We start from the raw sequence: 26,419 nt of genomic DNA, 5'->3' as shown, positions 1-26,419 counted from the left end.
CCGAATAGGTGCGGCATGCGGAAAAGGTCTGCTCCATTCGGAGTCCCGGGGCCCGGATCCCGCTTCGATCACGGCCCCGGGCGGGAATCGGGACCGTCCTGGGTGCCTTGTACTTTCATTGGACAACCAACGACGCCAGCCCCGTTCTCGGCGGCCGGATTCCCGAAAGTGAGCCCCGTGGCGGACAAGGTCGTTCTGCGACAAGGACTGCGCGTCCTCGGTGTCGCGATCCGCGAGGAGCCGCGGATCTTCGCGGCCGCGGTGGGCGCGAGCGCGCTGTACGGCGTCATGACGGTGGGATCGGCGCTGGTCCTGGGCCGGGTCACCGACGACGTGATCATCCCGGCCTTCCGCGACGGAAGGACCACCGCGGGTGCGCTGATCGGCGCGTTCGCCGCGGTCTTCGGGATCGCGCTGCTCAAGGCGCTCGGCGTGATCGGTCGACGGCTGTGGGCGGGCGTGATGCAGTACCGCCTCCAGGCCACCTACCGGCGCCGGGTCACCCGGCAATACCTGCGCCTGCCGCTGGCGTGGCACCACCGGCACCCCACCGGGACACTGCTCTCGAACGCGAACGCCGACGTCGAGGCCGCGTGGAACCCGGTCGCGCCGCTGCCGATGGCGACCGGCGTGGTGGTGATGCTGTTCGTCGCGGCGATCTCGATGGTGCTCACCGACTGGGCGCTCGCGATGGTCGGCTTCGTGATCTTCCCGGCGATCGCCCTGCTCAACGTGGTCTACCAACGCAAACAGGGCCCGCTGGCGATGCGCGCGCAGGAATTGCGCGCGGACGTGGCGGAGATCGCGCACGAGAGCTTCGACGGCGCGCTCGTCGTCAAGACGCTGGGCCGCGAGACCGAGGAGACCACCCGCTTCGCCGCCGCGTCGCGCGAGCTGGCCGACGCGAACATCGCGGTGGGGCGCGTCCGCGCGCTGTTCGACCCGATCCTGGAGGCGCTGCCGAGCTTCGGCGTGCTGCTCGTCCTGGTGGTCGGCACGGTCCGGGTCTCGAACGGGGACCTGGCGCCGGGCGACCTGGTCCAGGTCGCGTACCTGTTCACGCTGCTGGCGTTCCCGGTCCGGGCGATCGGTTGGCTGCTCGGCGACATGCCGCGCTCGGTGGTGGGCTACAACCGGGTCCGGGGCGTCCTGGACGCCGAGGGCGAGCACGCCTACGGCGCCACCGAGGGCGGCGACGCCGCGGCCGGTCCCGCGCGTCTGGAGGCCCGCGCGGTGCGGTTCGGCTACACCGACGACACCGACGTGCTGCGCGACGTGGAGTTCGACGTCGAGCCCGGACGCACGGTCGCGATCGTGGGGCCCACCGGCTCCGGCAAGTCCACGCTCGTGTCGCTGCTGGTGCGCCTGGTCGATCCCGTCGACGGCGACATCCTGCTCGACGGCACCGACCTGCGCGACTACCGGCGCGGCGGGATCGCGGCCACGGCCGCGCTGGTCCCGCAGCAGGCGTTCCTGTTCGACGACAGTGTGCGCGACAACATCACGCTCGGCCTGGACCTCGACGACGCGGCGGTGCACGAGGCGCTGCGGATCGCGCAGGCCGACTTCGTGAACGCGCTTCCCGACGGCCTGGACACCCAGGTCGGCGAGCGCGGCACCACCCTGTCCGGAGGCCAGCGCCAGCGGATCGCGCTCGCCCGGGCCCTGGTGCGCCGCCCGCGCCTGTTGGTCCTGGACGACGCGACGTCGGCGGTGGACCCGCGCGTGGAGGCGGCGATCCTGCACGGGCTGCGCGACGCGGGACCGGCGACGGTGGTGGTGGTCGCCTACCGAAAGGCCACCATCGCGCTCGCGGACGAGGTGGTCTACGTGGAAGGCGGCCGGGTGGTCGACCGCGGCTCGCACCACGACCTGCTGGAGCGCTCGGTGGGCTACCGCCGGCTCGTCAACGCCTACGAGCGGGCCGCGCGCGAAGGCGCCGGCGAGGACCTCGACATCGACGTCAGCGAGGCCGAGGAGGCCACGGCTTCATGAGTACCGCCACCGTCGAGAAGACGACCCCCGACAAGGAACCGAGAGCGGGTTCGCGGATCGGCGCCGACCCCGCGGGCGGCGCGCCGGACGAGTCCGGCCTGAGCGTGCTGCGGCGCGGCCTGCGGATGACACCGGAGTTCACCGAGGGCCTGATCGTCACGCTGCTGCTGGCCGTGGTGGGCACCGCCGGCCGCATCGTGGTGCCGCTCGCCGTCCAACAGACGATCGACCGCGGCCTGCGCGCCGACGCGGGCCCGGACCTGACCGTCGTGCGCACGATGGCCGCGCTGGCCGCGCTGGCGGTCGTGATCACCGCGGTGTCCGCGTACGCGATGAACGTACGGCTGTACCGCACCAGCGAACGCGGCCTGTCCACACTGCGGGTCGCCGCGTTCCGGCACATCCACGACCTGTCCACGCTGCACCAGCAGTCCGAGAAGCGCGGTTCGCTGGTCTCGCGGGTGACCGGCGACGTGGACACGATCAGCCGGTTCATCCAGTTCGGCGGGCTGCTGCTGATCGTCAGCGTCGGGCAGATCGCGCTGGTGACGGTGCTGATGTTCGTCTACTCGTGGCAGCTCACGCTGCTGGTGTGGGCGTGCTTCGCGCCGCTGTACTTCTTCATGCGCGCCGTCCAGAAGCGGATCGCCGCCGCCTACTCGCACGTGCGGGTCGCGATGGGCCGGATGCTCGGCGCGATCGCGGAGCCGGTCGTGGGCGCGTCGATCGTGCGCGCGCACGGGATCGAGGAGCGCACCGCGCGCCGGATCGACGAGTCGGTGAACGGACACCGGGACGCGCAGACGCGCGCGCAGATGTTCGTCGCGCTGACCTTCCCGATGGGCGAGTTCGTGGTCGGCCTCGCGAACGCGCTCGTGGTGGTCGTGGGCGTGTGGCTGGGCATCGACGGGCAGCTCAGCGTCGGCGAGCTGGTCGCGTTCCTGTTCCTGGTCACGCTGTTCGTGGGCCCGGTGCAGATGGGCGTCGAGATCCTCAACGAGGCGCAGAACGCGCTCGCGGGCTGGCGCCGGGTGCTCGAGGTGCTGGACGCGGAGCCGGACATCGCCGACCCCGGCGACGCGGGCGAGGAACTCGCGCGCGGCCCGGTCGAGGTCGCGTTCGAGCACGTCTCGTACGGCTACCCGGGCGGGCCGCGGATCCTGCACGACGTGGACCTCACGCTCGCGCCCAAGAGCCGGGTGGCGGTCGTGGGCGAGACCGGCTCGGGCAAGACGACGTTCGCGAAGCTGCTCACCCGGCTGGTGGACCCGGACGACGGCCGGGTGCTGCTCGACGGCGTCGAACTCCCCCGGGTGCGCTTCTCGTCGCTGCGCGCACGGGTGGTGATGGTGCCGCAGGAGGGCTTCCTGTTCGACGCGACACTGCGCGAGAACGTCCGGTACGGCCGGCCCGAGGCGGACGACGCGGCGATCCGCGCGGCGTTCACCGACCTGGGGCTCGCCGACTGGCTCGCGGGCCTGTCCGCCGGCCTGGACACGGCGGTGGGGCAGCGCGGCGAGTCGTTGTCGGCGGGCGAGCGGCAGTTGGTCGCGCTGGTACGGGCGTACATCGCCGACCCGGACCTGCTGGTGCTGGACGAGGCGACGTCGGCGGTCGACCCGGCCACCGAGGTGCGGATCAATCGGGCGCTGGACGGGCTGACCCGGGGGCGTACGGCGGTGTTCATCGCGCACCGGATGTCCACGGCCGAATCGGCCGACGAGGTGCTGGTGTTCGATGCGGGGAAGTTGGTCGAGCGTGGTCCGCATCGGGTGCTCGTGGGGGCGGGCGGGGTCTACTCGCGGCTGCACGCGTCGTGGTCGGCGCAGCAGCGTTCTCCGCGGTAGAGCCGGGCGGCGGGCGGCCCCGGCCTGCGGCCGTGGGCTTTGTCCTCAGGCGCCGGACGGGCTGATTCGTTTCGGGCCGCGGTTTGGTGATCGGTGGGGTTGGGTGGCCTCGAGCACCGGCCGGGCTGATGTGGGCTGCGGTTGAGCGGTCGGTCGGGTCGGGTGGCCTCGAACGCCGGCCGGGCTGGTGTGGGTGTTGGGGTGGTCAGTTCAGGGGGGCTTCGAGTTTTTTGGATTCGTCGGTGTAGGAGATCAGGCATTGGACTTCGCGGTCGCCGCCGGTCCAGCCTGATTCCTTGGGGTAGATGTACAGCCAGGTGAGTTGGTCGGCCTGGGGCTGGCGGGCGATCACCGGCTCGGCGACCGGCTTGCAGGCGGCCGATGCCTTGGCGTCCATGGCCGATTCGCCGGGCCAGGTCTGGTCGGGCAGGTTGACGTTGCGTACGTGCTGGCCGTCGTGCGGCGTCGTGCACGCGACCTTGTCGATGCCGGTGCCGCCGGTCTCGAAGGTGATGCAGTCGCCGGGGCTCAGCGGGACCTTCTTGACCGGGACGCTGCCGGTGGAGCTGGAGGGCTCCGCGGTCGTGGGCTCGTCGGTGGTCGGCGGCTCGGTCGTCGGCGGAGCGATCGTGCTCTCCGTGACGGGCGGCGGCGAGGTGTGCCCGACCGTCGGCGTCGCGGGGCCGGCCTCGTCGTCCTTGTCGTCGCCGCCCAGGCTGAGCACGAGCGCGATCACGCCGCCGGCGATCACGAGCGCGACGACCACCACGATCGCGACCACGCGGCCACCGCCACGACCGCCCGCCGGGCCGCCGGGGCCGTTCGGGCCGTAGGGCGGACCGCCGCCGCCGTACGGGGGGCCGCCGCCGTAGGGCGGCCCCCCGATCGTCGGCCCGTCGTACGGCGGCGGGTTCGCCGGTGGTGGGCCGGCCGGTCCGCCCGGCCCACCGGGGTAGCCGCCGGCGCCGCCGTACCCTCCTCCGCCGTACCCGCCCGAACCGTAGCCTCCACCGGGATACCCACCGGGAGTGCTCATCGCGACGATCCCTCCCCCAAGGGCCGAGCGCTTCGGGTCAGCGCAGCGGCTTGGTGAGTTTCTGCCCCGACTTGTACTGCGCGATGCAGGTCACCTTGCGGCGACCCAGGTCCCACCCCGGCTGCTTGGGGAACGTGAAGTTGAAGGTGAGCTGCGAGGCGTCGGAACGACCGCTGACCGCCGAGTCGAACACCGGCCCGCACTTGCTCTCGGTCTGGGTCGAGATCGCGTCCTCACCGGGGTAGGTGCTGCCGGTCAGGTTGTAGGTGTGCACGACCTCGCCGTCGTGCGAGGAGCTGCACGAGGTCTTGTCGATGTCGCCGGTCGCGCCGAGGTTGACGCACTCGCCCTTGGAGAGGTCCACGTACTCGACCTCGGACGGCATCTCGCCGGCCGAGCTGGTCGGGCGGCTGCTGCGGGTCGGCGGGGCGGGCCGGGACGTGCTGGGTCGGCTCGTCGGGCTCGCGCTCCGGCTCGGGTCGGCCGAGGCGGACGCGGACGAGGATCCACTGGTGGTGGGGCTCGCCTTGGTCTTCTTGTCGTCGTCACCGCCGAGGACGACCACGAGGGTCGCGATGATGCCGCCGACCACGACGATCGCGGCGATCACGACGGCGATCAGCGGGCCCTTGCCGGAGCCGCCCTGGTTCGGGCCCGGCGGCATGCCGCCGCCGTAGTTCCCGCCGCCGTAGCCGCCGTAGTTGCCGGGGTACTGCGGGCCTCCGCCGCCGCCCGGATACTGCGGGGGCTGCGGAGTGCCGCCGTACGGGCTCTGCGGCGGCGGATACTGTTGCCCACCCTGCGGGTACTGCTGCCCGGGGTAAGGCTGATTGCTGGGGTAACCCTGGCCCGGCTGCTGCCCGTAGCCCGGGTAGCCCCCCTGTCCGGGTGATGGCGGCGTCGTCATGTGCCTAGCCTGCCCGATCGGGTGAACCCGCCGCTCGTGTGGGTCCAACTACGTGACTAGGCATCAGATGATCGTTGTGGGACCGGAATCCTTCCGTGACCCCGATGTCGCGCCCATCCGCCGAAACGGTCCGCTCACGAGCGCCACGGCGACGCCCACGAGCATCGAGACCCCACCGCCGGCGAACACGCTCGCGGGGCCGAACGCCGAGGCGACCATCCCGCCGACCGGATACAGCAGCGGGATCAGGCCGACGCCCAACAGCATCTGCAGCGCGGTCACCCGGCCGAGCGCGCTCGGCGCGCACGTGGTCTGCACCAGGGCCCCGGACGAACCGCCCACGACACCGGTGGAGATGCCCAGTGCCACCGCGCAGCAGATCCCGACCCGAAGACTCGGCGCGTACCCGAGGCCGACCAGGCTCGCCGCCATCGCCGTCATCCCCACCGGCAGCACGACCGCCGGGCGCGGGACCCGGCCCGCGACGGTCAGCACGAGGGCGCCGACCGCCGCGCCCATCCCCCACGCCCCCAGGACCAGACCCAGGCCGCCCGGCCCCCAGCCCGCGTCGTCGGCGAGCAGCACGATGCCGATGTTCATCGGGATCGTGAAGCCCAGCTCCATCAGCGCGGTCACCACGAGCAGCGGCAGCAGGACGCGGTGCCGGGCGGCGTATCGCAGGCCCGCGCGCATCCCCAACTCCGGTTCCTCGGAGCCCGATTCGGCCGCGGGTACGGGGCCGGGACGAAGCCGCCACAGCAGCGCGAGGGAAAGCGCGAACAGCGCCGCGTTCAGCACGAAGGCCAGTTCGGCGTCGCCCCACGCGAGCACCGCGCCGCCGAGCGGCGCGGACACCACGGTGGCCGTCCGCTGCGCCAGCGAGCGCATCCCCTGGACCCGGACGAGCTGATCGCGCGTGGTCAGCCGCACCGGCAGCGCGCCGACCGCCGGCATGAACAGGGCGTCCACCGCGCCGAATACCAGCGCGATCGGCACGAGCAGCCACACCTCCGGGCTGCTCGAGAGCATCGCGAAGGCGGCGACCAGCATCACGGCGCAGCGCACGAGGTCGCTGCCGATGACCACGCGGCGCGGCCCGTACCGGTCGGCGATCGCCCCGCCCGGGAGCATCAACAGGGCCCGCGGCAGCGACCCGGCGGCGAGCACGAGGCCGGCCCGGGTCGCGTCGCCGTTGCGCACCGCCGTCCACGACAGGGCCAGGAACCAGATCTGATCCCCGATCAGGGACGCGGTGTAGGCGGCGAGCCAGGCCAGGACGCGCGGGTCGCGGTGGGCGGGCCGCGACCGGGTGATCGCGGGGTCGGCGGTCTTCGTACCGGGCATGATCTGCTCCCCGTTCCGGCGGCGGTGGTGGTCGACGACGTTCGGGACGGCGCCTCGGGCGAGGCGTCGCGGTGTCAGAGGTGGTACGGAAAGCCGCGGTAGTGGATCTCGACATGCTCGGCCCCGGGGCTCTCGCGGCCGCGGTAGCCGTCCACGAGGGCCGCGATCGCCTCGCCCAGCTCGCGGGTCTCGGCGTGGGTCAGCCGCAGCGAGGGCGCGCCGCTGAAGGCCGCGCCGGCCCAGTCGGGCCCCCACGACTCGAGTTCGTCGAGGAAGCGCCGGTAGCGGTCCTCGGACTGCGTGCCGAGCACGCGCGCGATGCCTGCCGAGACGTCCCGCCCGACCCGGTCCTCGGCGAAGTCGCGGAACGAGAAGGTCAGGTCCTCGACCACCTTCCACCAGCGCTCGCGCCCGTCCGCGGTGTGCTCGGGGTCCTCGACGACGAAGCCGTGCGCGGCCAGCGTGCGCACGTGGTAGCTGACCAGGGCCGGGGTCGCGTCGACCCGCTTGGCGAGCACCGAGGCGGTGGCCGGGCCGCCGGCGTGCAGCATCCGCAGGATGGTGATCCGCAGCGGGTGGGTGAACACCTTGAGGGTCTGTACGTCCGTGATCATCCGGCGCGGTGGGGTCTGCTCGGTCATTGGTAGTTGGAGGCGCGGTGCTCCTTGCGGGCCCGTTTCCTCCGTCCCCTTTCAATCCGTGCGTGCGGTTTTCCCGCACACGGCTTACCGATGATCTTCTTTGCTGGATTACGCAGTCTTCGGGTACCGGACCGTGCCGCGAAGGCGGTACAGCCCGTGCCCGTGGAACCAGTCCCCATCCCACCGATCGACCTGACCGGCACGTAGATTGCGGCCCCGTTTCTTGACCATCAGGCCACAAAGCCGACGCTCCACGTAATGGTCGATCTGGCGGAACTTGATCGCGGCATTGCCGGTCCGAAAGTAGCCACCCCAGCCGCGCAGGATCGGATTCACACTCGCGATCACATCGCGAATATCCGCTCCCGCACGATTACGACCGGTCCGCTCCCGCACTTTCTCGCGTATCCGCTTCATCGCCCGCTGGGACGGCCATCGGTGCAGGTAATAGCGCCTAATACGCTTCTGCTCCCACAGCTTTCCCGACATGCGAGCGCGGAAGTGGCACCCGAGAAAGTCGAAACCCTCCCGGCCGTCCCCGAGGTCGATCACCCGGGTCTTGCCCGGATGCAGTTGCAACCCGAGCCCGCCCAGGATCCGCCGACTCGTCTCCAGCGCCGCCTCGGCCTGCCGCGCGGAGCGGCACAGCACCACGAAGTCGTCGCAGTACCTCACCAGTACCCCGACATCTCGCGCGACCATCTCGCGGTCGAAAGCGTGCAGATAGATGTTGGCCAGCAAGGGCGAGATCACCCCGCCCTGGGGCGTCCCGGCCAGCGTGCGACGGAACTCCCCTCCGTCCAACACCCCGGCCCGCAACCACTTACGGATCAACTTGAGCACCCGCCGGTCCGAAATCCTCCGCTCGACCTCGCGCATCAACAGCGCGTGATCGATCTGCCCGAAGAAATCACGGATATCGGCCTCGGCGACATGCGTGTACCCACGCGGAAAATGCACGCGGACACACTCCATCGCCTGCGTCGCGGACCGCTTCGGCCGGAACCCATACGAGACATCCAGAAAATCCGCCTCGAAAATGGGCTCGATCACCAAACGAGCCGCCTGCTGAGCCACCCGATCCCGAACAGCAGGAATCGAAAGAGGGCGCCTGCCACCATCGGATTTGGGAATCTCCACGCGCCTGGCCGGCGCGGGACGATACGTGCCGTCCAGCAAAACCACACGGAGCTCATCGAGAAACCGGTCCACTCCGTACCGCTCCACCTCCTCCAGGGTGACCCGATCCACCCCGGCGGCACCACGGTTCTCACGCACGCGCACCCACGCCCTCAGCAGGACGTCACGCCTGCCGATACGGTCGTACAAGGCATGGAAGCGCCTGCCCGGCGACTGCTTGGCCGCAGCCCATAGCCCGCGTTGAAGTTCTCGCACGTTGTCTCGGACGGGCCCTCGTGCAGAATGCGGGTGCCCGTCGTCGGGGTGGTTGGACCGGGCGGTCCCGGTCATGCCCTTGCGCTTACCTTCTTCACAGGCGTGATCAAAGTGAGGGCCCTTCCCTCCCGGCGCGTTGTGTTGCACGCCGATCGGCGGTACTACGACCCCCTCGGACTCCCGCCGCGCTCCGGAGAACTTCACCATCGGCTTATATCCCCGGTCTCTGCCCCGACGAAGGGCGTGCGCGGACGGGTCTCTCCTGTTCCCCACCAGGCCGTGAACGCGTGCCACTCTCCATACCCCGGGAGAACCCGACGAGCCGACCCCGGAACGGAGCCCGCCGGACGTGGCCTTCGCCGTGACATGAGCGGCTCGGCTTCTCCGTCGTAAGTGTGACGAGGCTGCAAGATTCGCTTGATGCTGCGGCCCGCGTTCTTGCTCCCTCCGAAGAGGCTCTTGACACCCCGCTCGGCCCGCCGGATCTCTCCGACGAACTGGGGCCTGCTACCGGGCGCTCCGGTGCCTACCCGGGCGGGACTTGCACCCGCTGGTCTGATGGAGCTTTCAGGACGCACCATGGCCTCACCGTAGATTCGAAAGAAGTCTTTCGCAATATTTCTTTCGAAAGAAATCCTTCGCATTCGACGGAAGAAGAAGCCGACCGCACCCGCGGTCGGCTTCTTCTCGGTCGATCGTGGTCGATCGGGGTCGATCGGGGTCGATCCCGTCGCCGGCGGTCGCCCGGCTCAGCGGATCGGGTGTCCCGCCGCCCGCAACGTGTCCTTGACCTGCGGGATCCGCAGCATGCCGAAGTGGAACACGCTGGCCGCGAGCACCGCGTCCGCGCCCGCGTCGACCGCCGGCGCGAAGTGCGCCAACGCGCCCGCGCCGCCGGAGGCGATCACCGGGATCGCCACCTCGGCACGGACCAGCCGGATCAGCTCCAGGTCGTAGCCGTCCTTGGTGCCGTCGGCGTCCATCGAGTTGAGCAGGATCTCGCCCGCGCCCAGCTCGGCGGCCTTGGCGGCCCAGGCGATCGCGTCGATACCGGTGCCGGTGCGCCCGCCGTGCGTGGTCACCTCGAAGCCCGGCGTACCGTCCTGCCGGCGGCGCGCGTCCACCGAGAGCACGAGCACCTGCGAGCCGAAGCGGTCCGCGATCTCGGCGATCAGCTCGGGCCGGGTGATGGCCGCGGTGTTCACGCCCACCTTGTCCGCGCCCGCGCGCAGCAGCTTGTCGACGTCGTCGACCGCGCGTACGCCGCCGCCGACGGTGAGCGGGATGAACACCTGCTCGGCGGTCCGCCGCACGACGTCGTACGTCGTCTCGCGATTGCCGGAGGACGCGGTGATGTCGAGGAAGACCAGTTCGTCCGCGCCCTCGGCGTCGTACACCCGGGCCATCTCGACCGGGTCGCCCGCGTCCCGCAGGTTCTGGAAGTTGACGCCCTTGACCACCCGGCCCGCGTCCACGTCCAGGCACGGGATCACCCGTACGGCGAGGGTCACGACTCGGCCCTCCCCCGGTACGCGTCCACCTCGACCTCGACCAGCATGCGCGAGTCGATCAGGCTCGCGACCACGACCATGGTCGCGGCCGGCCGGGTGTCGCCGAAGAGCTCGCCGTGCGCGCGGCCCACGTCGTCCGAGTCGCGGGAGTGCGTGATGAACATCCGGGTCCGCACCACGTCCGCCGGGCCGAGCCCGAAGTGCGCGATCGCGTCCAACGCGATCCGGAACGCCGCGAGTGTCTGGTGGTGCGGGTCGCCCTCGTGCGCGAGGTTGCCCTCGACGATCGCGGTGCAGCCCGACACGTGCACGTACTCGCCCACCGCGACGGCGCGCGAGTAGCCGAACGCGGCCTCCCACGGACCGCCGGACGAATACCGTTCGATCTTGCCCGAATTGCCGCTTCCCGTCACCGGGACACCGCCTCCAACGCCTCTTCGAGGGTGAACGCCTGGGCGTACAGCGCCTTGCCGACGATCGAGCCTTCCACACCCAGGGGCACGAGTTCGGCGATCGCGCGCAGGTCCGCCAGCGAGGAGACCCCGCCCGAGGCCACGACCGGGCGGTCGGTGGCCGCGCACACGTCCCGCAGGAGCTGGAGGTTGGGGCCGGTGAGCGTGCCGTCCTTGTTGACGTCGGTGACCACGTAGCGCGCGCAGCCGTCGGCGTCCAGGCGGGCCAGCGTCTCGAACAGTTCGCCGCCCTCGCGGGTCCAGCCGCGCCCGGCCAGGGTCGTGCCGCGCACGTCCAGGCCGACCGCGATCCGGTCCCCGTGCCGGGCGATCGCCGAGCGCACCCAGTCGGGCGTCTCCAGGGCCGCGGTGCCGAGGTTGACCCGGCGGCAGCCGGTGGAGAGCGCGGCCTCCAGGGACGCGTCGTCGCGGATTCCGCCGGACAGCTCGACCTTGACGTCGAGCTTGCCGACCACCTCGGCGAGCAGCTCGCGGTTGCTGCCCTTGCCGAAGGCGGCGTCCAGGTCGACGAGGTGGATCCACTCGGCGCCGGCGTTCTGCCACGCCAGGGCGGCGGTCCACGGGTCGCCGTAGGAGGTCTCCGACCCGGCCTCGCCCTTGACCAGGCGGACGGCCTGCCCGTCGGCGACGTCGACGGCGGGGAGCAGTTCGAGGCGGTGGCTCTGGGTCATGACGCTTCGGATCCTCAACAGTTCGTTCGGAAAGGACGACGGGATTACGGGCGGGGACGACGGGCGGGACGACGACTACAGGGTGGCGAGCCAGTTGCGCAGCAGTTCCGCGCCGGCGTCGCCGGACTTCTCCGGGTGGAACTGGGTGGCGCTGAGCGCGCCGTTCTCGACGGCGGCCACGAACGGCGAACCGTGCGTGCTCCACGTGACGCTCGGCGGGATGTGCGGACCGTCCTGGACGATCGGCATCTCCCACGAGCGCACCGCGTACGAATGCACGAAGTAGTAGCGCGTGTCGTCGGCGATGCCCTTGAACAGCACCGTGTCGGCGGGCGCGTCGACGGTGTTCCAGCCCATGTGCGGCACCACCGGCGCGTCGAGCCGCTCGACCGTGCCGGGCCACTGCGCGCAGCCCTCGGTCACGGTGCCGTGCTCGACGCCGCGCGCGAACAGGATCTGCATCCCGACGCAGATGCCCAGCACCGGTCGGCCGCCCGCGAGCCGCTTGTCCACGATCGTGTCGCCGCGGACCTTCCTGAGCCCCTCCATGCACGCCGCGAACGCGCCGACGCCGGGCACCAGCAGCCCGTCGGCGTCCAGCGCGGCCTTGCGGTCGGAGCTGATCTCGACGTCGGCGCCGGCGTGCGCGAGCGCGCGCTCGGCGGAGCGCACGTTCCCGAAGCCGTAGTCCAGGACGATGACCTTCTTGCGCACCTGACTCACGCCGCCTATCCGATCTTCAGGACGCCGGCCGCGATCGAGAAGAACGCGCCGATGGCGAGCAGCGCGATCACGCTCTTGGGCAGGTCCTGCTTGTAGAAGGAGATGCACCCGCCGACCAGGAAGAGCCCGAAGACGATCAGGACCATCGCACCGGTGCTCACAGCGCGCCCTTCGTGGAGGGGATCACGCCGGCCCGGCGCGGGTCGAGCACGCACGCGTCGGACAGCGCGCGGGCGAGCGCCTTGAACTGCGCCTCGACGATGTGGTGCGCGTTGCGGCCGTACGGCACGTGCACGTGCAGGCAGATCTGCGCCTGCGCGACGAACGACTCCAGGATGTGCCGGGTCATCGTCGTGTCGTAGTCCGGACCGATCATCGGCGCGATGTTCGTCGGCTCGGAGTGCACGAGGTAGGGCCGGCCGGACAGGTCGACGGTGACCTGCGCGAGCGCCTCGTCCAGCGGCACGGACGCGTCCGCGAAGCGGCGGATGCCCTTCTTGTCCCCGAGCGCCTGGCGAAACGCGGCGCCGAGCGCGAGGGAGGTGTCCTCGATCGTGTGGTGGGCGTCGATGTGCAGGTCGCCGCGGGTCTTGACGCTCAGGTCGAACAGGCCGTGCTTGCCGAGCTGGTCGAGCATGTGGTCGAAGAACCCGACGCCGGTCGCGACGTCGACCTTCCCGGTCCCGTCGAGGTCGATCGAGACCTCGACGGAGGTTTCCTTGGTGGCGCGTTCGACGCGACCGATTCTTGCCATGACGGTGATTCCGACTCTCTCTCAGTCCTTCGGACCCGAGCTCTTCAGGACGTGGCGCATCGCGTCCAGGAAGGCCGTGTTCTCGGCGTCGGTCCCCGCGGTCACCCGCAGCATGCCGGGGACACCGTTGTCGCGGACCAGGACCCCGTGGTCGAGGATCTTCGCCCAGACCGCGTGCGGGTCCTCGAAGCGGCCGAACTGGACGAAGTTGGCGTCCGAGTCGGTCACCTCGCAGCCCAGGCCGCGCAGTTCGGCCACGATCCGGTCGCGCTGGACCTTGAGCTCGCGGACGTAGCCGAGCAGGGTGTCCTCGTGTTCCAGGCAGGCGAGCGCGGTGGCCTGATTGACCGCCGAGAGGTGGTACGGCAGGCGCACGAGCTGTACGGCGTCCACGACCGCGGGGTCCGCGGCGAGGTAGCCCAGCCGCAGGCCGGCCGCGCCGAACGCCTTGGACATCGTGCGCGAGACGACCAGGTTGGGTCGACCCGCCAGCAGCGGCAGCAGCGACGAGGTGTGCGCGAACTCGACGTACGCCTCGTCCACGATCACCAGCGCGGGCCGGGCGGCCTGGGCGGCGTCGTAGACCCGCTCGACGACCTCGCCGGGCAGCGCGGTGCCGGTCGGGTTGTTGGGCGAGCACAGGAACACCACGTTGGGGCGGTGTTCGGCGATCTGCGCGAGGGCTCGGTCCAGGTCGATCGTGTAGTCGTCGCGGCGCGCGCCGGAGATCCAGCCGGTGCCGGTGCCGCGCGCGATCAGCGCGTGCATCGAGTAGGACGGGTCGAAGCCCAGCGCGGTGCGACCGGGGCCGCCGAACGCCTGGAGGAGCTGCTGGAGCACCTCGTTGGAGCCGTTGGCCGCCCACACTCCGCCCATGTCCAGCGGGTAGCCGCCGGTGCGGGTCAGATACGACGCGAGCGCGGTGCGCAGCTCGACCGCGTCCCGGTCGGGGTAGCGGTTGAGGTCGCGGGCCGCGACGGCGACCCGCTCGGCGATCCGGGCCACCAGCGCGTCGGGGAGCGGGTAGGGGTTCTCGTTCGTGTTGAGCCGGACCGGGACGTCCAGCTGCGGGGCGCCGTAGGGCGACTGGCCGCGCAGCTCGTCACGGATCGGCAGACTGTCGAGGTCGGTCACGCGCCCTCCTCCCACGCCGCGAGGCCGGCCAGCTCGCCGGCGGCGAAGCGCACCCGTACGGCCGCGCCGTGCGCGGGCAGGTCCTCGGCGTCGGCCAGCACGCTGACGTGCTCGGCGACGTCGGCCAGGGCCGCGCGCGAGTAGTCCACGACGTGGATGCCGCGCAGGAAGGTCTGCACGGACAGGCCCGACGAGTGGCACGCGCAGCCGCCGGTGGGCAGCACGTGGTTGGACCCGGCGCAGTAGTCGCCGAGCGAGACCGGCGCGAAGGCGCCGACGAACACCGCGCCGGCGTTGCGCACCCGCGCGGCGACCGCGGCCGCGTCGGCGGTCTGGATCTCCAGGTGCTCGGCGGCGTACGCGTCGACGACCCGCAGGCCGTCGTCGACCGAGTCGACCAGCACGATGCCGGACTGGCGGCCCGCGAGCGCCTCGGTGACCCGCTCGCGGTGCTTGGTCGCGTCGACCTGGACCTTGAGCTGTTCGACGACCGCGTCGGCGAGCGCCGCGGAATCGGTGACCAGGATCGACGCGGCCAGCGTGTCGTGCTCGGCCTGGCTGATCAGGTCGGCCGCGACGTGCGCGGCGTCGGCACCTGCGTCGGCGAGCACGGCGATCTCGGTCGGCCCGGCCTCGGAGTCGATCCCGATCCGGCCCTTGAGCAGCCGCTTGGCGGCGGCGACGTAGATGTTGCCGGGGCCGGTGACCAGGGCCACCGGCGCGCACGAGCCGGCACCGTACGCGAACATCGCGATCGCCTGGGCGCCGCCGACCGCGTACACCTCGTCCACGCCCAGCAGTGCGCACGCCGCGAGGATGGTCGGGTGCGGGAGTCCGCCGAAGTCGGCCTGCGGCGGCGAGGCGATCGCCATCGACGCGACGCCGGCCTCCTGCGCGGGGACCACGTTCATGATCACCGAGGACGGGTAGACGGCGTTGCCGCCCGGGACGTACAGCCCGACCCGCTCGACGGGGACCCACCGCTCGGTGACCGTGCCACCCGGCACGACCTGCACGGTGACGTCCTCGCGGCGCTGCTCGCGGTGCACGATGCGGGCCCGGCGGATCGACTCCTCCAGGGCCGCGCGCACCTTGGGCGCCAGCGTGTCCAGGGCCGCGGTGATCGCCTCGGCGGGCACCCGGATGTCACTCAGCCGTACCCCGTCGAAGCGCTCCGTGATCTCGACCAGCGCCTCGACGCCGCGATGACGCACGTCCTCGCAGATCGGGCGCACCTTCTCCAGGGCCGCCTCGACGTCGAGTTCGGCACGGGGCAACACGTCGCGCAGTGCGGCGGGGCTGTCCAGGACAGCCCGCGAGGCGGGACCGCGCAGGTCGATACGGGAGATCACCTGCCCCAGTGTAGAGACGGCGCCGGCGCGGACGTTCTCGCGTGTCGGAGGATGAGACACGCGATCATGGGGGTCCTCAACAGCCTTCCAGTGTCGGGGGACCACGGATGAGCACACCACCACCGCATCTGACCGCGCTCGAAGTACGCCTGTGGGAGGCGTACCGGCGGGGGGAACGGCTGGATCTGAGCACGGGAACGGCGGCGGACGACGATCCACGCACCGGCGTGCCGTGGGGTGCCGACCGCACGATCCGGGCGAGTGTGCTCGCGCGGCTCCTGCTCCAGCCGCCGGAAGCCGAGCCGGGACACATGACGGCATTGCGGCTGACCGGCGCGTTGGTCACCGGCCGGCTGGAATTGGGCGGCGGGCGCATGGACGTCTACATCTCGGTGATCCGCTGCCGCTTCGAAAATCCGATCATCCTCAACGTTGCGTCCTCGACGACGATCTTCGCGAACGAATGCGTGATCCCGGCCTTTCAGGGACGCAACCTGCGCATCGACGGTGACCTGTCCCTCCAGCGCTGCGAGATACCCGGCGGCATCCTGATACTCGACGCGCGGATCGACAACGATCTGCGCGTCCACGACTGCGTGGTGGGCCCGGGCGGGCACGACCGAGCGGTGTACGCGAACGGCCTCCAGGTGGGCGCGGACGCGACGTTCGATCGCTCGGTGTTCACCGGCCAGGTGAGCCTGCACGGTGCCCGTTTCGGCGGGAACGCGCGATTCTCCGGCACCCGGATCGGTCGACCGGGTGAGGCCGCGCTCGACCTCGGGCGGGTGTACGTCGAACATTCGCTGTTCCTGACCCAGGGCTTCCACGTGAGCGGTTCGATCAGGATCAACGACGCGCGCGTGGGCGACGCGATCGTGCTGGCGGGCGGGACCGCGTGCACGAACCCCGACGAGCAGCTCACGCTGTGGCGGGTCACGGCCCGTGGATTGCATCTCGCCCTCACGACCCCTCCCCTGGGCCGGATCGTGCTCAACGGCGCGTCGGTCGGCATCCTCACGGACACACCCGACACATGGCCGCCGCCCGGCAACCTGGAGATCGCCGAGTTGACCTACACGACGCGGCGCGCGGCGGCCCCGGCCGGCGTGGCCGACCGCATCGCCTGGGTCGAACGCGGTACCGCCGAATACGCCCCGCAGCCCTACGACCAGCTCGCGAGCGTCTACCGCTCGGCCGGCGAGGACGACGAGGCCCGCGCCGTCCTGCTCGCCAAGCAGCGCCGTCGCCGCGAGACGCTGAGCATCCCGGGCCGGCTGTGGGGCCGCGTGCAGGACGTCGCGATCGGGTACGGCTACCGCCCCGCGCGCGCGTTCGGCTGGCTGGTCGCGCTGATCGCGGTCGGCACGGTGGTGTTCGCCGCCAATCGGCCCGCGCCGCTCAAGCCGGACGAGTCACCCCACTGGAACCCGTTCTGGTACACGCTCGACCTGTTGCTGCCGGTGGTGACCCTCGGTCAGGACAACGCGTGGAAGCCCGCCGGAGCCACCCAGTGGCTCGCGTACACGCTGATCCTGCTCGGCTGGGTGCTCGCCGGCGCCGCCGCGGCCGGGGCCACGCGGGTGCTCAATCGGGCGTGAGATCCGGGCGGGCTCAATGATCGACGCGGTGGAGCGGTCAGGCCCTACTCTTGGTCACCGTGACCGACCGGCTTCCACTCTTCCCACTCAACTCGGTGCTCTATCCGGGTCTGGTGCTGCCCCTGCACATCTTCGAGGAGCGGTATCGCACGCTGGTCCGCGACCTGGAGGAGCTGCCCCAGGCGGAGCAGCGCTTCGGCGTGGTCGCGCTGCGGACCGGTCGTGAGGTCGGCGACATCGTCGGCGATCCGCTGGAGGTCCTGCACCCGGTGGGGTGTACCGCCGAGATCGCCACCATCAAGACGCACGAGGACGGGCGCTACGACCTGGTGGCCACCGGGGCGACCCGGTTCCGCCTGCTGTCGGTCGACGACACGGGTCCGTACCTGTACGCCGAGGTCGAATACCTGGAGGACCCGGTCGGGGAGCGGGCCGACGTGCTCGGGCTGGCCGCGACGCGCGCGTTCGGCGAGTACCAGCGGCGGTTGCTCTCGGCGCAGCAGCGCACTCCGATGAGCCTGCCCGAGCTGCCGGACGATCCGGTCGTGCTCTCCTACCTGGTGGCCGCCGCGGTGGTGCTCGACCCGCACGACAAGCAGCGCCTCCTGGAGGCCGAGGACGCGAGCACGCGACTGACCGCGGAGGTCGAGCTGCTGCGTCGGGAGGCGGCGTTGCTCGACCATCTGCCGTCGCTGCCCGCGGTGGAACTGCTGCGACAGAGCATCGAACCCAACTAGGCGAAGGTCTCGGGGCATGGCGAAGAGCAAGGCCAAGGGCGGTGGGGGCACGCCGGCGACGGTCGCGCTGACCCGGGCGGACGTCGCGTTCACGGTGCACGCGTATCAGCACGACCCGGACGCGGCCTCGTACGGCGAGGAGGCGGCGGCCGTGCTCGGGGTCTCCGCCGAGCGGGTGTTCAAGACGTTGCTGGCGGACGTGGACGGCGCGCTTACGGTCGCGGTCGTGCCGGTCGCGGGCAAGCTCGACCTCAAGGCCCTGGCGGCGGCGGTCGGCGGCAAGCGCGCGGCGATGGCCGATCCCGCGGCGGCCGAGCGCGCGACGGGCTACGTGCTGGGCGGAATCAGCCCACTGGGCCAAAAGCGCAAGCACACCACGATCGTGGACACATCGGCACTCACCCACCCGACCATGTACATCTCAGCCGGCCGCCGCGGCCTCGAAATCGAACTGTCCCCCACCGACCTGATCAACCTCACCAACGCAACAACAGCCCCGATCGCCCGAACCTAGCCCCTGCCACCCCAGCCCATCCAGCGCTTGAGAACCTCAGCCCGCCCAGCACTTGAGAACCTCAGCCCGTCCGGCGCTTGAGGACAACCCAGCCACCCCAGCCCGTCCGGCGCTTGAGAACCTCAGCCCGTCCGGCGCTTGAGGACAGCGGGCCGCAGGCCGGCCACCCCGACGGCGTCACCGCTCGTCCGAGTCCCGCTTGGTCAGGTCCACCGCCGAAGGCGACTCCGCATCCGGCTTGGCCAGGTCGACCGGCGAAGCCGAAGACGAACCCGACGGCGAAGCCGAAGACGCACCGGACGACGACCACGGGTAGCCCTGCCCGCCAGGCTGCTGCGCGGGCGGCCACCCGTAGGGCCCCGCACTCGGCGCCTCGTCGCGATCCGCAGGGGCGAAGCCCGCGCACAGGCCCAGGAAGATCACCATGGACGCGATCGGCCACAGCAAAAGCACGCCCTTGGCCTTGAGTTCGAGCGGCTGGTCGAAGCGCTTGCCGAGGCCGATCCGGCGGACCTGGTCCATGATCTCGTCCGGGCCCAGCCACACGCCGATCTTGAACGCGAGGTAGCCGCCGGCGAGCCCGCCGACCGTGAGCGCGAGCGCGGTGGCCACGCCCTGCCGGCGGAACCGCCAGAACGCGAGCGGCGCGAGCACGATGCCGGCGACCACGCCGCACACCGCGAACCAGCCGTCGAGCGCGATCGAGGTCTCGGTCTCGGGCGAGGTCTGGAAGACGCCCTCCTCCGTGGCCAGGAGCGGCACGCGCGGCGTGATCTGCTCCCAGACCAGGCCGACCAGCACGCCCACGGCCAGGCAGGCCGCGACCACCGCGGCGAACGCGACCACGTCCGCGCGGTAGCGCCGCCACAGCCCCGGTTGCGGACTCGACCCGGGCGCGAAGCCCACGTGCGCGCCCTCGGGCGACGGGTAGGGGGCGAAATCCCCAGCAGACGTCATCTGGTCAGAATCCCATGTGTGGATCGGGCCGGCGGGACGACCCCGCGTGCGGCGGCGTGTCCGGGGCAGGTCTGGTGCGCGGCGCCAGTGCCGGGCGCGGCACTAGGAACGGGTGCTGCGGCGGAAGGACCAGGTGGCCAAGGAGAGCATGACCACTCCGACGGCCGCGCACACCGCGAGGTTGCCGCCCACCGCCGCCCAATCCGGGTCGCCGTAGCCGGCGATGAACGCGTCCACGCCGTACGAGGACGGCAGCAGGTCGCGGGCCAGCACGATCACGCCCGGCATGCGGTCCTCCGGCAGGACACCGAGCAGGAGCGCCGCCGACATGCCCAACTGACCGAGCAGTGTGGCCAGTTCGGGGCGCGGCGCGAGCAGGCCGAACACCGCGCCGATGCCCGCCAGAGCCGCGCCGGAGAGCGGGACGACCAGGAGCAGCATCCACAGGTTGGCCAGCGGCAGTTGGAACATCAGCGCGCCGATCACCGCCGTGACCACCGTGCCGGGCAGCGTGAACGACGCGTACGCGCCGGCGATCCCGAGCACGACGGCGGCCGGCCGCACCGGCAGCGTCAGGTAGTAGTCGAGCGCGTTGGCCGCGCGCAGCGTGCCGAAGTGCTGGGCGAGCAGGTTGAGCGCGACGAACGCGACCACCAGCACGCTGGATCCGGCCACGACCGCCTCGCGCGCGGTGTCGCTGCCGGTGTCCACGACGCCGCGCATCAGGATCATGATCCCGACCGACTGGAACACCGCGACGAACAGCAGCGGGACCCGGGACACCCGCACGCGCGAAAGCTGCGCGCGGTACACGGTCAGCAGTCCGGCCCCCAGCGATGTGGCCGGGGCGGGTTCGACCGGCTCGGCCGTACGGGCCGGCGCGGTCTCGATGCTCGCTGCACTCACTCGGGTCGGCACCTTCATCCCTTGACCAGTCCCTGATGGCGTCCGCCGAGGGCGAGGTAGACGTCCTCCAGGGTCGGCGTCGACAACGTGAAGTCGTCGAGCGCCTCGAACGCGGGCCCGGACGTGACGCCGGCGAGCAGTTCCCGGGCCACCCCCGGTTCCATGTGCGCGCTCCAGCGCCGCCCGGTGCGGATCGCGCTCTGCGCGAGCATGTTCACCGCCGGGTCGTCCATCGGCGGGTCGGCCCGCCACACCAGGTCGAGCCGGACCTCGTCGCCGACCATGGCCTTGAGCCCGCCCGGCGTGTCGCAGGCGATGACCCGGCCCTCGTCGAGCACGGCGACGCGGTCGAGCACCGTCTCGGCCTCGATCACGTTGTGCGTCACGAGCATGACGGTCGCGCCCTGTTCGGCGCGCCGGCGATCCACCGCGGCCCACACCGCGCGGCGCGCGACGGGGTCCATGCCGGTGGTGGGCTCGTCCAGGACGAGCACGGGGCGGGCACCCACCAGCGCGGTCGCCACACACGCGAGCCGGCGCTGGCCGCCGGAGAGCTTCTTGAGCGGACGGTCCGCGATCGCACCGAGGTCGAGTTCCTCGATCACCGCGTCGCGTTCGGCCCGGGCCCGCACGCCGTCGAGGGCGCGCAGTCGCGCGGTGGTCTCGATCGCGAGCGCCACGGTCAACTCGTCGAGCGCGCCGGACTCTTGGCCGAGGTAGGCGACCAGCCGCGCGGCGATGTCCGGCCGGCGCACCAGGTCGTGGCCGAGCAGGTCGATCGAGCCGGTGTCGGGCCGCAGCAGGCCGGTGAGCTGGCGCACGAGGGTGGACTTGCCGGCGCCGTTGGGGCCCAGCAGGCCGAAGATCTCGCCTCGGCGCACATCGAGGTCGATGGCCTCGTTCGCGGTGACCACACGTCGATCCCGCCGGCGTCCGGTGCGATAGGTCCTGGTCAGACCGCGAACCGTGAAACACGGATCGACCGCCGTGGGCTCGCCGGGGATGGTCACGCTCCGCTCGTCCGTTCCGGGCAGCTTGTACATCCGACCCCGCGCGTCGTCCGTCGTCCTGAGGATTGTCGAGAGGCGTGCGCCCCGCACCCCGCGTCCGAGTCGTGCCCCGGGCGCGTGTGGGCCGGCACACGACGGGACGACTCTACGCGGTCTCCTCGGCCGCCCGACCGCCCGCCTCCCGGGCGAGCAGCACCCGGGCGCGCTGCCACTGCTCCCGGGGCAGCACCGCGCGCCAGTCGATGGCCGCGAACGCGGCCTCGCGCTGCGGATCCAGGCGCCGGGTCACGCGGGCGGCGGCCACGCGCAGCAGCGCTATCGGTCTCGTGGGCAGGCCCACCCGAGCGCTCTCGCGCTTGAGGTTGGGCCACCACACGGTCGCGGCGTCCGTCAGCTCGTTCCCCGCGGCGTCCAGGCGGTGGAACCCGGCCAGTCGGCCGACCGCCCTGGAGATCACCCACTGCACGAGCGCCGCGATGCCGAACAGCACCAGCAGCGCGATGCCCAGCGGCGCGAACACGATCAACAGCAGCACGCCGGCCACGAACAGCAGGTACTTGAGCAGGAACACGAATTCCAGCCGGCCCAGCACCACCTTGCCGGTGAGATAGCGGATCAGCAGGGCCGCCTGGCGCGGGGTCAGCCGGGTGTCGACGTCCGGATCGACGGGGATCGCGCCGCCCGCGGCGGAACGTTCCGCCGCGCCGCGGGAGGCGGACCGGAACCGCCGTCCCTGTCGGACCGCGCCGAATCCGGCCTTGCCGATCCTGGTCCACTTGGACATCGCAGATCCCTTGTACGGTTCGGTGCCTGACCCGCACGTTAGCGCCTTCCGACGCCTGCGGGGGCGGTCGCCCGGCACCGGACGCGACGGTAACTTCTGCGTGCTCGGGTAGCGTACGTGTTTGACCACAAGCCCCCTAGGAGGCTCTCGACGTGGATGTGTGGAACATACTTCGCCCGTTGATCGTGCTCGTCTCGGTGATCGCCTTCACGGGTGTGGTGACCTGGGGAATGGCTCGCCTGGCCCGCGAAGTACAGACCCGCAAACCGCTGACGGGACCCCTGTGGTCGATGATGCGGCGGGGCCGGGCCTCGATCGTGGCGACCCTGGCCACGTCCGCGCTGTTGCTCGCCGAACCCGCGGCCGCCCTGCCCGAACGCAGCCGCGGGATGATCCGGCACATCCTGGTGCTGCTGGTGATCGCCGCGTGCTCGTGGCTGATCGTGCACGCGGTCACGCTCTTGGTGAACACCTCGTTCGAGCGCTACGCCGCGAACGCGACGGACAACGCGCGCGTGCGCCGGATCCAGACCCAGATCGCGCTGATCCGGCGCACCGCGGTCGTGATCGTCGGGATCATCACGTTCGCCGCGATGATCATGACCTTCCCCGGCATGAAGACGATCGGCACCAGCCTGCTCGCGTCCGCCGGTCTGATCGGCGTCGTCGCCGGTCTGGCCGCGCAGAGCGCGCTCGCGAACCTGTTCGCGGGTCTGCAGATCGCGTTCAGCGACATGGTCCGGATCGGCGACTCGGTCGTGGTCAACCAGGAGATGGGCACGATCGAGGAGATCACCCTGACCTACCTGGTGGTGAACACCTGGGACCAGCGCCGCATCGTGATGCCGGTCTCCTACTTCACGTCCCGGCCGTTCGAGAACTGGTCGCGCACCGACACCAGGATGACCGGGACGGTCTTCCTGCACCTGGACCACTCGGCGCCGGTGGCCGAACTGCGCGAGGAACTGCACCGCATCCTCAAGGACACCGGTCTGTGGGACGGCCAGGGCTGGAGCCTGTACGTCACCGACACCACGCCGACCACGATCCTGGTCCGCGCGGTGCTGACCGCGCGCGACTCGGACGACCTGTGGACGCTGCGCTGCGAGGTGCGCGAGAAGCTGCTCGACTTCCTGCGCCGCGAGCACCCGTACGCGCTGCCGCGGATCGCCACCGCGCCCGCGCCGTTGGGCAACGAGTCGGTGGGCCCGTACAGCGGGACCGGGCGCTTCGCGAAGGCCCTGCCGGCCCCGGTCCCGGCGCAGACCGGCCCCCGCCGGTACGTGGACCTGGCCAAGAAGCCTCAGACGCTGGAGTCCGCCGCGGCCGCGGCCGCGTCGATCTCGCTCAAGAAGTCCGAGGCGATCGCCCAGGCACGCGAGGCGGCCTCGCGGTCGTAGTCCGGCAGGTCCGGGTCGGTGAACAGGTGACCGGCGCCGCGGTAGCGGTGGATCTCCACCTCCGCCCCGGCCCGGCGCATGCCCAGGTACCAGGTGCCGAGCCAGTCCTCGGTCTCGAACGGGTCGGGCTCGGCCACGTGCAGCTGCACCGGCACCTCGGTGGCGGCGTCCTCGCGCAGGTCGGAGGTGCCGTGGAACATCAGCAGCCCGGCGGCCGAGCGGTCGGCCAGCGCGGCGTTCTGTGCGATCGAGGCGCCCAGTGAGAACCCCGCGTACACGAGTCCGGGGCCGAGCTTCGCGGACACCGCCACGGCGCGTCCGATCAGCACGTCGGCGCCGATCTCGTCCTTGATGTCCATGCCCTCCTCGACCGATTCGGTGGTGCGCCCGTCGTACAGGTCGGGCACGGTCACCTCGTGCCCGTCCGCGCGCAGCCGCTCCGCCGCGGCGTGAACGGCGGGGCGCAGCCCGTAGGCCGAGTGGAACAGCACGATGCGGGCCACGAGGGTCCTTTCGGGGGAACACGGCGGTCGGGGAAACCCGACGGACAGAGCATCCAACCGTACCCGGGGCGGGCCGGCCTCAGCGCACGCTGCGCAGGTCCAGGCGGCGCAGGACGCGATCGGCGGCGGCCGGGTCGACGCCGCGCCGGCTCCGGGCCGCGATCACCTCGCGGCGCGCGGCGGCGGTCATCTCGGCCTCGACCTCGTGCAGCAGCCCGATCCGCTTGGACCGCGCGACCACGGCGTCGGCCAGGTCCTCGACCGCGCCCTCCGGGTTCAGCTCGGCGAGCATCGCCTTCCGACCGATCGAGCCCGATTCGATCTGGGAGGGTTCCCCGAATCGGTCCCCGATCACCGATCGCGGGGCATCGGTGTCACTTGTCGGTGACCCGCTCCAGGGTCGCGGCGAGGTCGGCCGGGTAGGTGCTCTCGTACCGGACCCAGGAGCCGTCGCCGGGGTGTTCGAAGCTCAGGCTCACCGCGTGCAGCCACTGCCGGTCCAGGCCCAGCCGCTTGGACAGCGTGGGGTCGGCGCCGTAGGTCAGGTCGCCGACGCACGGGTGCCGCAGGGCCGCCATGTGCACCCGGATCTGGTGTGTGCGCCCGGTCTCCAGCTTGATCGACAGCAGGCTCGCGGCGCGGAACGCCTCGATCGTGTCGTAGTGCGTGACGCTGGGCTTGCCGCCCATCACCACGGCCCACTTGTAGTCGTGGGTGGGGTGCCGGTCGATCGGCGCGTCGATCGTGCCGGTGTGCGGGTCCGGGTGGCCCTGGACCAGCGCGTGGTAGCGCTTGTCCACGGTGCGGTCCCGGAACTGCTGCTTGAGCAGGGTGTAGGCGCGCTCGGACTTGGCGACCACCATCAGGCCGGAGGTGCCCACGTCGAGGCGGTGCACCACGCCCTGGCGCTCGGCCGCGCCGGAGGTGGAGATGCGGTAGCCGGCCGCCGCGAGGCCGCCGACCACGGTCGGGCCGGTCCAGCCGGGGCTGGGGTGCGCGGCCACGCCGACCGGCTTGTCGACGACCACGATGTGGTCGTCGTCGTGCACGATCCGCAGACCGGGCACCGGTTCGGCCACGAGCTGCACCGGGCGGGGCGCGCCGGGCATCTCGACCTCGATCCAGGCCCCGCCGTTGACCCGGTCGGACTTCCCGGCCGGCTTGCCGTCGAGCTGCACCTTCCCGGAGCCGGCCAGTTCGGCCGCCTTGGTGCGCGAGAAGCCGAACATCCGCGAGAGCGCGGCATCGACCCGCTCGCCTTCGAGGCCATCGGGAACGGGAAGAGTACGGATTTCGGGCGAGCCGGGATTGACAGTCACGAGATACGAGTATGCCCGGCCTCGGGGCCGGACTCGACGACACGGTCTTCGCCGACCTGCTCGGGGGCCGGCTCGGCGGCCCGCTCGACCGGCTCGGCCGGGGTCTGGGCGGCCGGCTTCGCGCCGGTCTTCGCGGCCGTGGCGCCCGTGCGGCCCGCGGCCCGATCGGTCGGCTCGTCCGCGACCCGGTCGGTCGCCGGGTCGGTCGCCGCGGCCGGCTCGTCGGTCGCGTCCGGCGCCTCGCTCGTCGCCTCGTCGTCCTCCGCGTCCTCGCCGTCGCGGGTCCCGTCGGGCTGCAGGCCCAGGAACGACAGCAGCACGATCAGGCACCCGCCGATCACGATGGCCGAGTCGGCCAGGTTGAAGATCGCGAAGTGCTTGGGCGCGATGAAGTCGACGACATGGCCCTCGAACACGCTCGGCGACCGGAAGATCCGGTCGGTGAGGTTGCCGAAGGCACCGCCCAGGAGCAGACCGAGCGCGATCGCCCACGGGAGGCTGTTCAACCGCCGCGCGAGCCGCAGGATGACCACGACCACGGCCGTGGCGATCACCGTCAGCACGATGGTCAGGCCCTGGCCCATGCCGAACGCCGCCCCCGCGTTGCGGGTGGCCCGGAACTGCAGCCAGTCGCCGAGGATGTCGATCGGCGCGTGGTATTCGAGCTTGGCGACGACGATCAGCTTGCTGACCAGGTCGAGGCCGTACGCGAAGGTCGCGACGCCGAGCAGGACGGCGATGTATCGACGGGTGCGCGAACCGGCGGGCGCGGTCGGCTCGTGGCCGTCCGCCCCGCTCTCGGTCGCCCCGGTGTCGAGCTCCCCTGCGGGGGCCTGCGACTCCGCGTCATCCCGTCGTTCCGCTCCGGTGCCGATGGCTCGCTCCAGTCCTCGGACGCGCCGCCGGCT

Annotated in this window: 26 protein-coding genes and 1 pseudogene; 6 read left to right on the top strand and 21 right to left on the bottom strand. The window is 71.6% G+C overall.

Going from position 1 to position 26,419, the window contains the following annotated elements:
* Nucleotides 1-177: 177 nt before the first annotated feature.
* A complete protein-coding gene (locus OG928_RS24770; protein WP_406287477.1) occupies nt 178-1,995 on the top strand; it encodes an ABC transporter ATP-binding protein in 1,818 nt (605 codons plus the stop codon).
* Entirely contained in the window at nt 1,992-3,842 is a 1,851-nt protein-coding gene (locus tag OG928_RS24765) for an ABC transporter ATP-binding protein (protein WP_406287475.1), read from the top strand. Before OG928_RS24770 ends, OG928_RS24765 begins: the two co-directional genes overlap by 4 nt.
* A 205-nt stretch (nt 3,843-4,047) precedes the next feature.
* Here OG928_RS24765 and OG928_RS24760 read toward each other — a convergent pair whose 3' ends face one another.
* From OG928_RS24760 to hisD, 13 genes are all read right to left on the bottom strand, one after another.
* A complete protein-coding gene (locus tag OG928_RS24760) occupies nt 4,048-4,878 on the bottom strand; it encodes a septum formation family protein (protein ID WP_406287473.1) in 831 nt (276 codons plus the stop codon).
* A 37-nt stretch (nt 4,879-4,915) separates the two neighbouring features.
* The gene (locus OG928_RS24755; protein ID WP_406287470.1) at nt 4,916-5,785 is read right to left on the bottom strand and encodes a septum formation family protein; all 870 of its coding nucleotides are present in this window, start codon (nt 5,783-5,785) and stop codon (nt 4,916-4,918) included.
* Between the two features lie 63 nt (nt 5,786-5,848).
* The gene (locus OG928_RS24750; RefSeq protein WP_406287468.1) at nt 5,849-7,129 is read right to left on the bottom strand and encodes an MFS transporter; all 1,281 of its coding nucleotides are present in this window, start codon (nt 7,127-7,129) and stop codon (nt 5,849-5,851) included.
* 74 nt (nt 7,130-7,203) lie between these two features.
* Nucleotides 7,204-7,770: a helix-turn-helix domain-containing protein gene (locus OG928_RS24745; protein ID WP_406287465.1), complete on the bottom strand. Its 567-nt coding sequence runs from the start codon at nt 7,768-7,770 to the stop codon at nt 7,204-7,206.
* A gap of 108 nt (nt 7,771-7,878) precedes the next feature.
* Entirely contained in the window at nt 7,879-9,372 is a 1,494-nt protein-coding gene (gene ltrA, locus OG928_RS24740) for a group II intron reverse transcriptase/maturase (protein WP_331766702.1), read from the bottom strand.
* 542 nt (nt 9,373-9,914) lie between these two features.
* A complete protein-coding gene (gene hisF, locus OG928_RS24735; protein ID WP_406287462.1) occupies nt 9,915-10,676 on the bottom strand; it encodes an imidazole glycerol phosphate synthase subunit HisF in 762 nt (253 codons plus the stop codon).
* The gene (locus OG928_RS24730; RefSeq protein WP_406287460.1) at nt 10,673-11,089 is read right to left on the bottom strand and encodes a RidA family protein; all 417 of its coding nucleotides are present in this window, start codon (nt 11,087-11,089) and stop codon (nt 10,673-10,675) included. Before OG928_RS24730 ends, hisF begins: the two co-directional genes overlap by 4 nt.
* Nucleotides 11,086-11,820: a bifunctional 1-(5-phosphoribosyl)-5-((5-phosphoribosylamino)methylideneamino)imidazole-4-carboxamide isomerase/phosphoribosylanthranilate isomerase PriA gene (priA, locus tag OG928_RS24725; RefSeq protein WP_406287458.1), complete on the bottom strand. Its 735-nt coding sequence runs from the start codon at nt 11,818-11,820 to the stop codon at nt 11,086-11,088. Before priA ends, OG928_RS24730 begins: the two co-directional genes overlap by 4 nt.
* A gap of 75 nt (nt 11,821-11,895) precedes the next feature.
* Complete coding sequence (hisH, locus tag OG928_RS24720; RefSeq protein WP_406291179.1) at nt 11,896-12,534, bottom strand: imidazole glycerol phosphate synthase subunit HisH; 639 nt, start codon at nt 12,532-12,534, stop codon at nt 11,896-11,898.
* Between the two features lie 14 nt (nt 12,535-12,548).
* On the bottom strand, nt 12,549-12,704 hold the full coding sequence (locus OG928_RS24715; protein WP_406287456.1) for a hypothetical protein: 156 nt from the start codon (nt 12,702-12,704) through the stop codon (nt 12,549-12,551).
* The gene (hisB, locus tag OG928_RS24710; RefSeq protein WP_406287453.1) at nt 12,701-13,297 is read right to left on the bottom strand and encodes an imidazoleglycerol-phosphate dehydratase HisB; all 597 of its coding nucleotides are present in this window, start codon (nt 13,295-13,297) and stop codon (nt 12,701-12,703) included. Before hisB ends, OG928_RS24715 begins: the two co-directional genes overlap by 4 nt.
* A gap of 21 nt (nt 13,298-13,318) precedes the next feature.
* Nucleotides 13,319-14,431 carry a histidinol-phosphate transaminase gene (locus OG928_RS24705; RefSeq protein WP_406287451.1) on the bottom strand — a complete coding sequence of 371 codons (1,113 nt, stop codon included), beginning with the start codon at nt 14,429-14,431 and terminating at the stop codon, nt 13,319-13,321.
* Nucleotides 14,428-15,783, bottom strand: coding sequence for a histidinol dehydrogenase (hisD, locus tag OG928_RS24700; protein WP_406287449.1), 1,356 nt, complete (start codon nt 15,781-15,783; stop codon nt 14,428-14,430). Before hisD ends, OG928_RS24705 begins: the two co-directional genes overlap by 4 nt.
* A 107-nt stretch (nt 15,784-15,890) precedes the next feature.
* Here hisD and OG928_RS24695 point away from each other — a divergent pair, with 107 nt between their 5' ends.
* The 3 genes from OG928_RS24695 to ybaK are packed head-to-tail and all read left to right on the top strand — an operon-like array spanning nt 15,891 to nt 18,632.
* Nucleotides 15,891-17,381, top strand: a complete 1,491-nt coding sequence (locus tag OG928_RS24695) for a pentapeptide repeat-containing protein (RefSeq protein WP_406287446.1) — start codon at nt 15,891-15,893, stop codon at nt 17,379-17,381.
* A gap of 50 nt (nt 17,382-17,431) precedes the next feature.
* Complete coding sequence (locus tag OG928_RS24690) at nt 17,432-18,118, top strand: LON peptidase substrate-binding domain-containing protein (protein ID WP_406287444.1); 687 nt, start codon at nt 17,432-17,434, stop codon at nt 18,116-18,118.
* Nucleotides 18,119-18,134: 16 nt separating this feature from the next.
* Complete coding sequence (gene ybaK / locus OG928_RS24685; protein ID WP_406287441.1) at nt 18,135-18,632, top strand: Cys-tRNA(Pro) deacylase; 498 nt, start codon at nt 18,135-18,137, stop codon at nt 18,630-18,632.
* A 177-nt stretch (nt 18,633-18,809) separates the two neighbouring features.
* Here the strand turns inward: ybaK and OG928_RS24680 are convergent, their stop codons facing one another.
* The 4 genes from OG928_RS24680 to OG928_RS24665 all read right to left on the bottom strand — a co-directional run bounded on the left by OG928_RS24680 (nt 18,810) and on the right by OG928_RS24665 (nt 22,289).
* Nucleotides 18,810-19,589: a hypothetical protein gene (locus tag OG928_RS24680; protein WP_406287439.1), complete on the bottom strand. Its 780-nt coding sequence runs from the start codon at nt 19,587-19,589 to the stop codon at nt 18,810-18,812.
* 102 nt (nt 19,590-19,691) lie between these two features.
* Entirely contained in the window at nt 19,692-20,495 is an 804-nt protein-coding gene (locus OG928_RS24675) for an ABC transporter permease (protein ID WP_406287437.1), read from the bottom strand.
* Nucleotides 20,496-20,509: 14 nt separating this feature from the next.
* A complete protein-coding gene (locus OG928_RS24670) occupies nt 20,510-21,538 on the bottom strand; it encodes an ABC transporter ATP-binding protein (protein WP_406287436.1) in 1,029 nt (342 codons plus the stop codon).
* Between the two features lie 112 nt (nt 21,539-21,650).
* On the bottom strand, nt 21,651-22,289 hold the full coding sequence (locus OG928_RS24665) for a hypothetical protein (RefSeq protein ID WP_406287433.1): 639 nt from the start codon (nt 22,287-22,289) through the stop codon (nt 21,651-21,653).
* A 158-nt stretch (nt 22,290-22,447) separates the two neighbouring features.
* Between OG928_RS24665 and OG928_RS24660 the strand changes: the two genes are divergently transcribed.
* Nucleotides 22,448-23,689 (top strand): mechanosensitive ion channel family protein, encoded by a 1,242-nt coding sequence (locus OG928_RS24660; protein ID WP_406291177.1) that lies wholly within the window; start codon nt 22,448-22,450, stop codon nt 23,687-23,689.
* Here OG928_RS24660 and OG928_RS24655 read toward each other — a convergent pair.
* The 4 genes and pseudogenes from OG928_RS24655 to lspA form a co-directional block, all read right to left on the bottom strand.
* Nucleotides 23,593-24,192: a dienelactone hydrolase family protein gene (locus OG928_RS24655; protein WP_406287431.1), complete on the bottom strand. Its 600-nt coding sequence runs from the start codon at nt 24,190-24,192 to the stop codon at nt 23,593-23,595. The genes OG928_RS24660 and OG928_RS24655 overlap by 97 nt on opposite strands.
* A gap of 79 nt (nt 24,193-24,271) precedes the next feature.
* Entirely contained in the window at nt 24,272-24,484 is a 213-nt protein-coding gene (locus OG928_RS24650) for a hypothetical protein (protein WP_406287429.1), read from the bottom strand.
* A gap of 82 nt (nt 24,485-24,566) precedes the next feature.
* The gene (locus tag OG928_RS24645) at nt 24,567-25,511 is read right to left on the bottom strand and encodes an RluA family pseudouridine synthase (RefSeq protein WP_406287426.1); all 945 of its coding nucleotides are present in this window, start codon (nt 25,509-25,511) and stop codon (nt 24,567-24,569) included.
* A gap of 281 nt (nt 25,512-25,792) precedes the next feature.
* Nucleotides 25,793-26,398 (bottom strand): annotated as a pseudogene (gene lspA / locus OG928_RS24640) (signal peptidase II); the annotation flags it as partial.
* Nucleotides 26,399-26,419: the final 21 nt, after the last annotated feature.

This window comes from Embleya sp. NBC_00896 (assembly GCF_045207785.1).
Taxonomy (GTDB): domain Bacteria; phylum Actinomycetota; class Actinomycetes; order Streptomycetales; family Streptomycetaceae; genus Embleya.
Note: the sequence above shows the minus strand (reverse complement) of the source record. Positions and strands in the feature narration are given on the sequence as shown.

Bases quoted from the DNA above. Each gene is read 5' to 3' on its own strand.
- OG928_RS24745 (WP_406287465.1), bottom strand. From the start codon at position 7,770: ATGACCGAGCAGACCCCACCGCGCCGGATGATCACGGACGTACAGACC.
- OG928_RS24695 (WP_406287446.1), top strand. From the start codon at position 15,891: ATGAGCACACCACCACCGCATCTGACCGCGCTCGAAGTACGCCTGTGG.
- OG928_RS24755 (WP_406287470.1), bottom strand. From the start codon at position 5,785: ATGACGACGCCGCCATCACCCGGACAGGGGGGCTACCCGGGCTACGGG.
- OG928_RS24760 (WP_406287473.1), bottom strand. From the start codon at position 4,878: ATGAGCACTCCCGGTGGGTATCCCGGTGGAGGCTACGGTTCGGGCGGG.
- OG928_RS24650 (WP_406287429.1), bottom strand. From the start codon at position 24,484: ATGCTCGCCGAGCTGAACCCGGAGGGCGCGGTCGAGGACCTGGCCGAC.
- ybaK (WP_406287441.1), top strand. From the start codon at position 18,135: ATGGCGAAGAGCAAGGCCAAGGGCGGTGGGGGCACGCCGGCGACGGTC.
- hisB (WP_406287453.1), bottom strand. From the start codon at position 13,297: ATGGCAAGAATCGGTCGCGTCGAACGCGCCACCAAGGAAACCTCCGTC.
- OG928_RS24665 (WP_406287433.1), bottom strand. From the start codon at position 22,289: ATGTCCAAGTGGACCAGGATCGGCAAGGCCGGATTCGGCGCGGTCCGA.
- OG928_RS24680 (WP_406287439.1), bottom strand. From the start codon at position 19,589: ATGACGTCTGCTGGGGATTTCGCCCCCTACCCGTCGCCCGAGGGCGCG.
- ltrA (WP_331766702.1), bottom strand. From the start codon at position 9,372: ATGGTGAAGTTCTCCGGAGCGCGGCGGGAGTCCGAGGGGGTCGTAGTA.
- OG928_RS24750 (WP_406287468.1), bottom strand. From the start codon at position 7,129: ATGCCCGGTACGAAGACCGCCGACCCCGCGATCACCCGGTCGCGGCCC.
- OG928_RS24765 (WP_406287475.1), top strand. From the start codon at position 1,992: ATGAGTACCGCCACCGTCGAGAAGACGACCCCCGACAAGGAACCGAGA.
- OG928_RS24670 (WP_406287436.1), bottom strand. From the start codon at position 21,538: ATGTACAAGCTGCCCGGAACGGACGAGCGGAGCGTGACCATCCCCGGC.
- priA (WP_406287458.1), bottom strand. From the start codon at position 11,820: ATGACCCAGAGCCACCGCCTCGAACTGCTCCCCGCCGTCGACGTCGCC.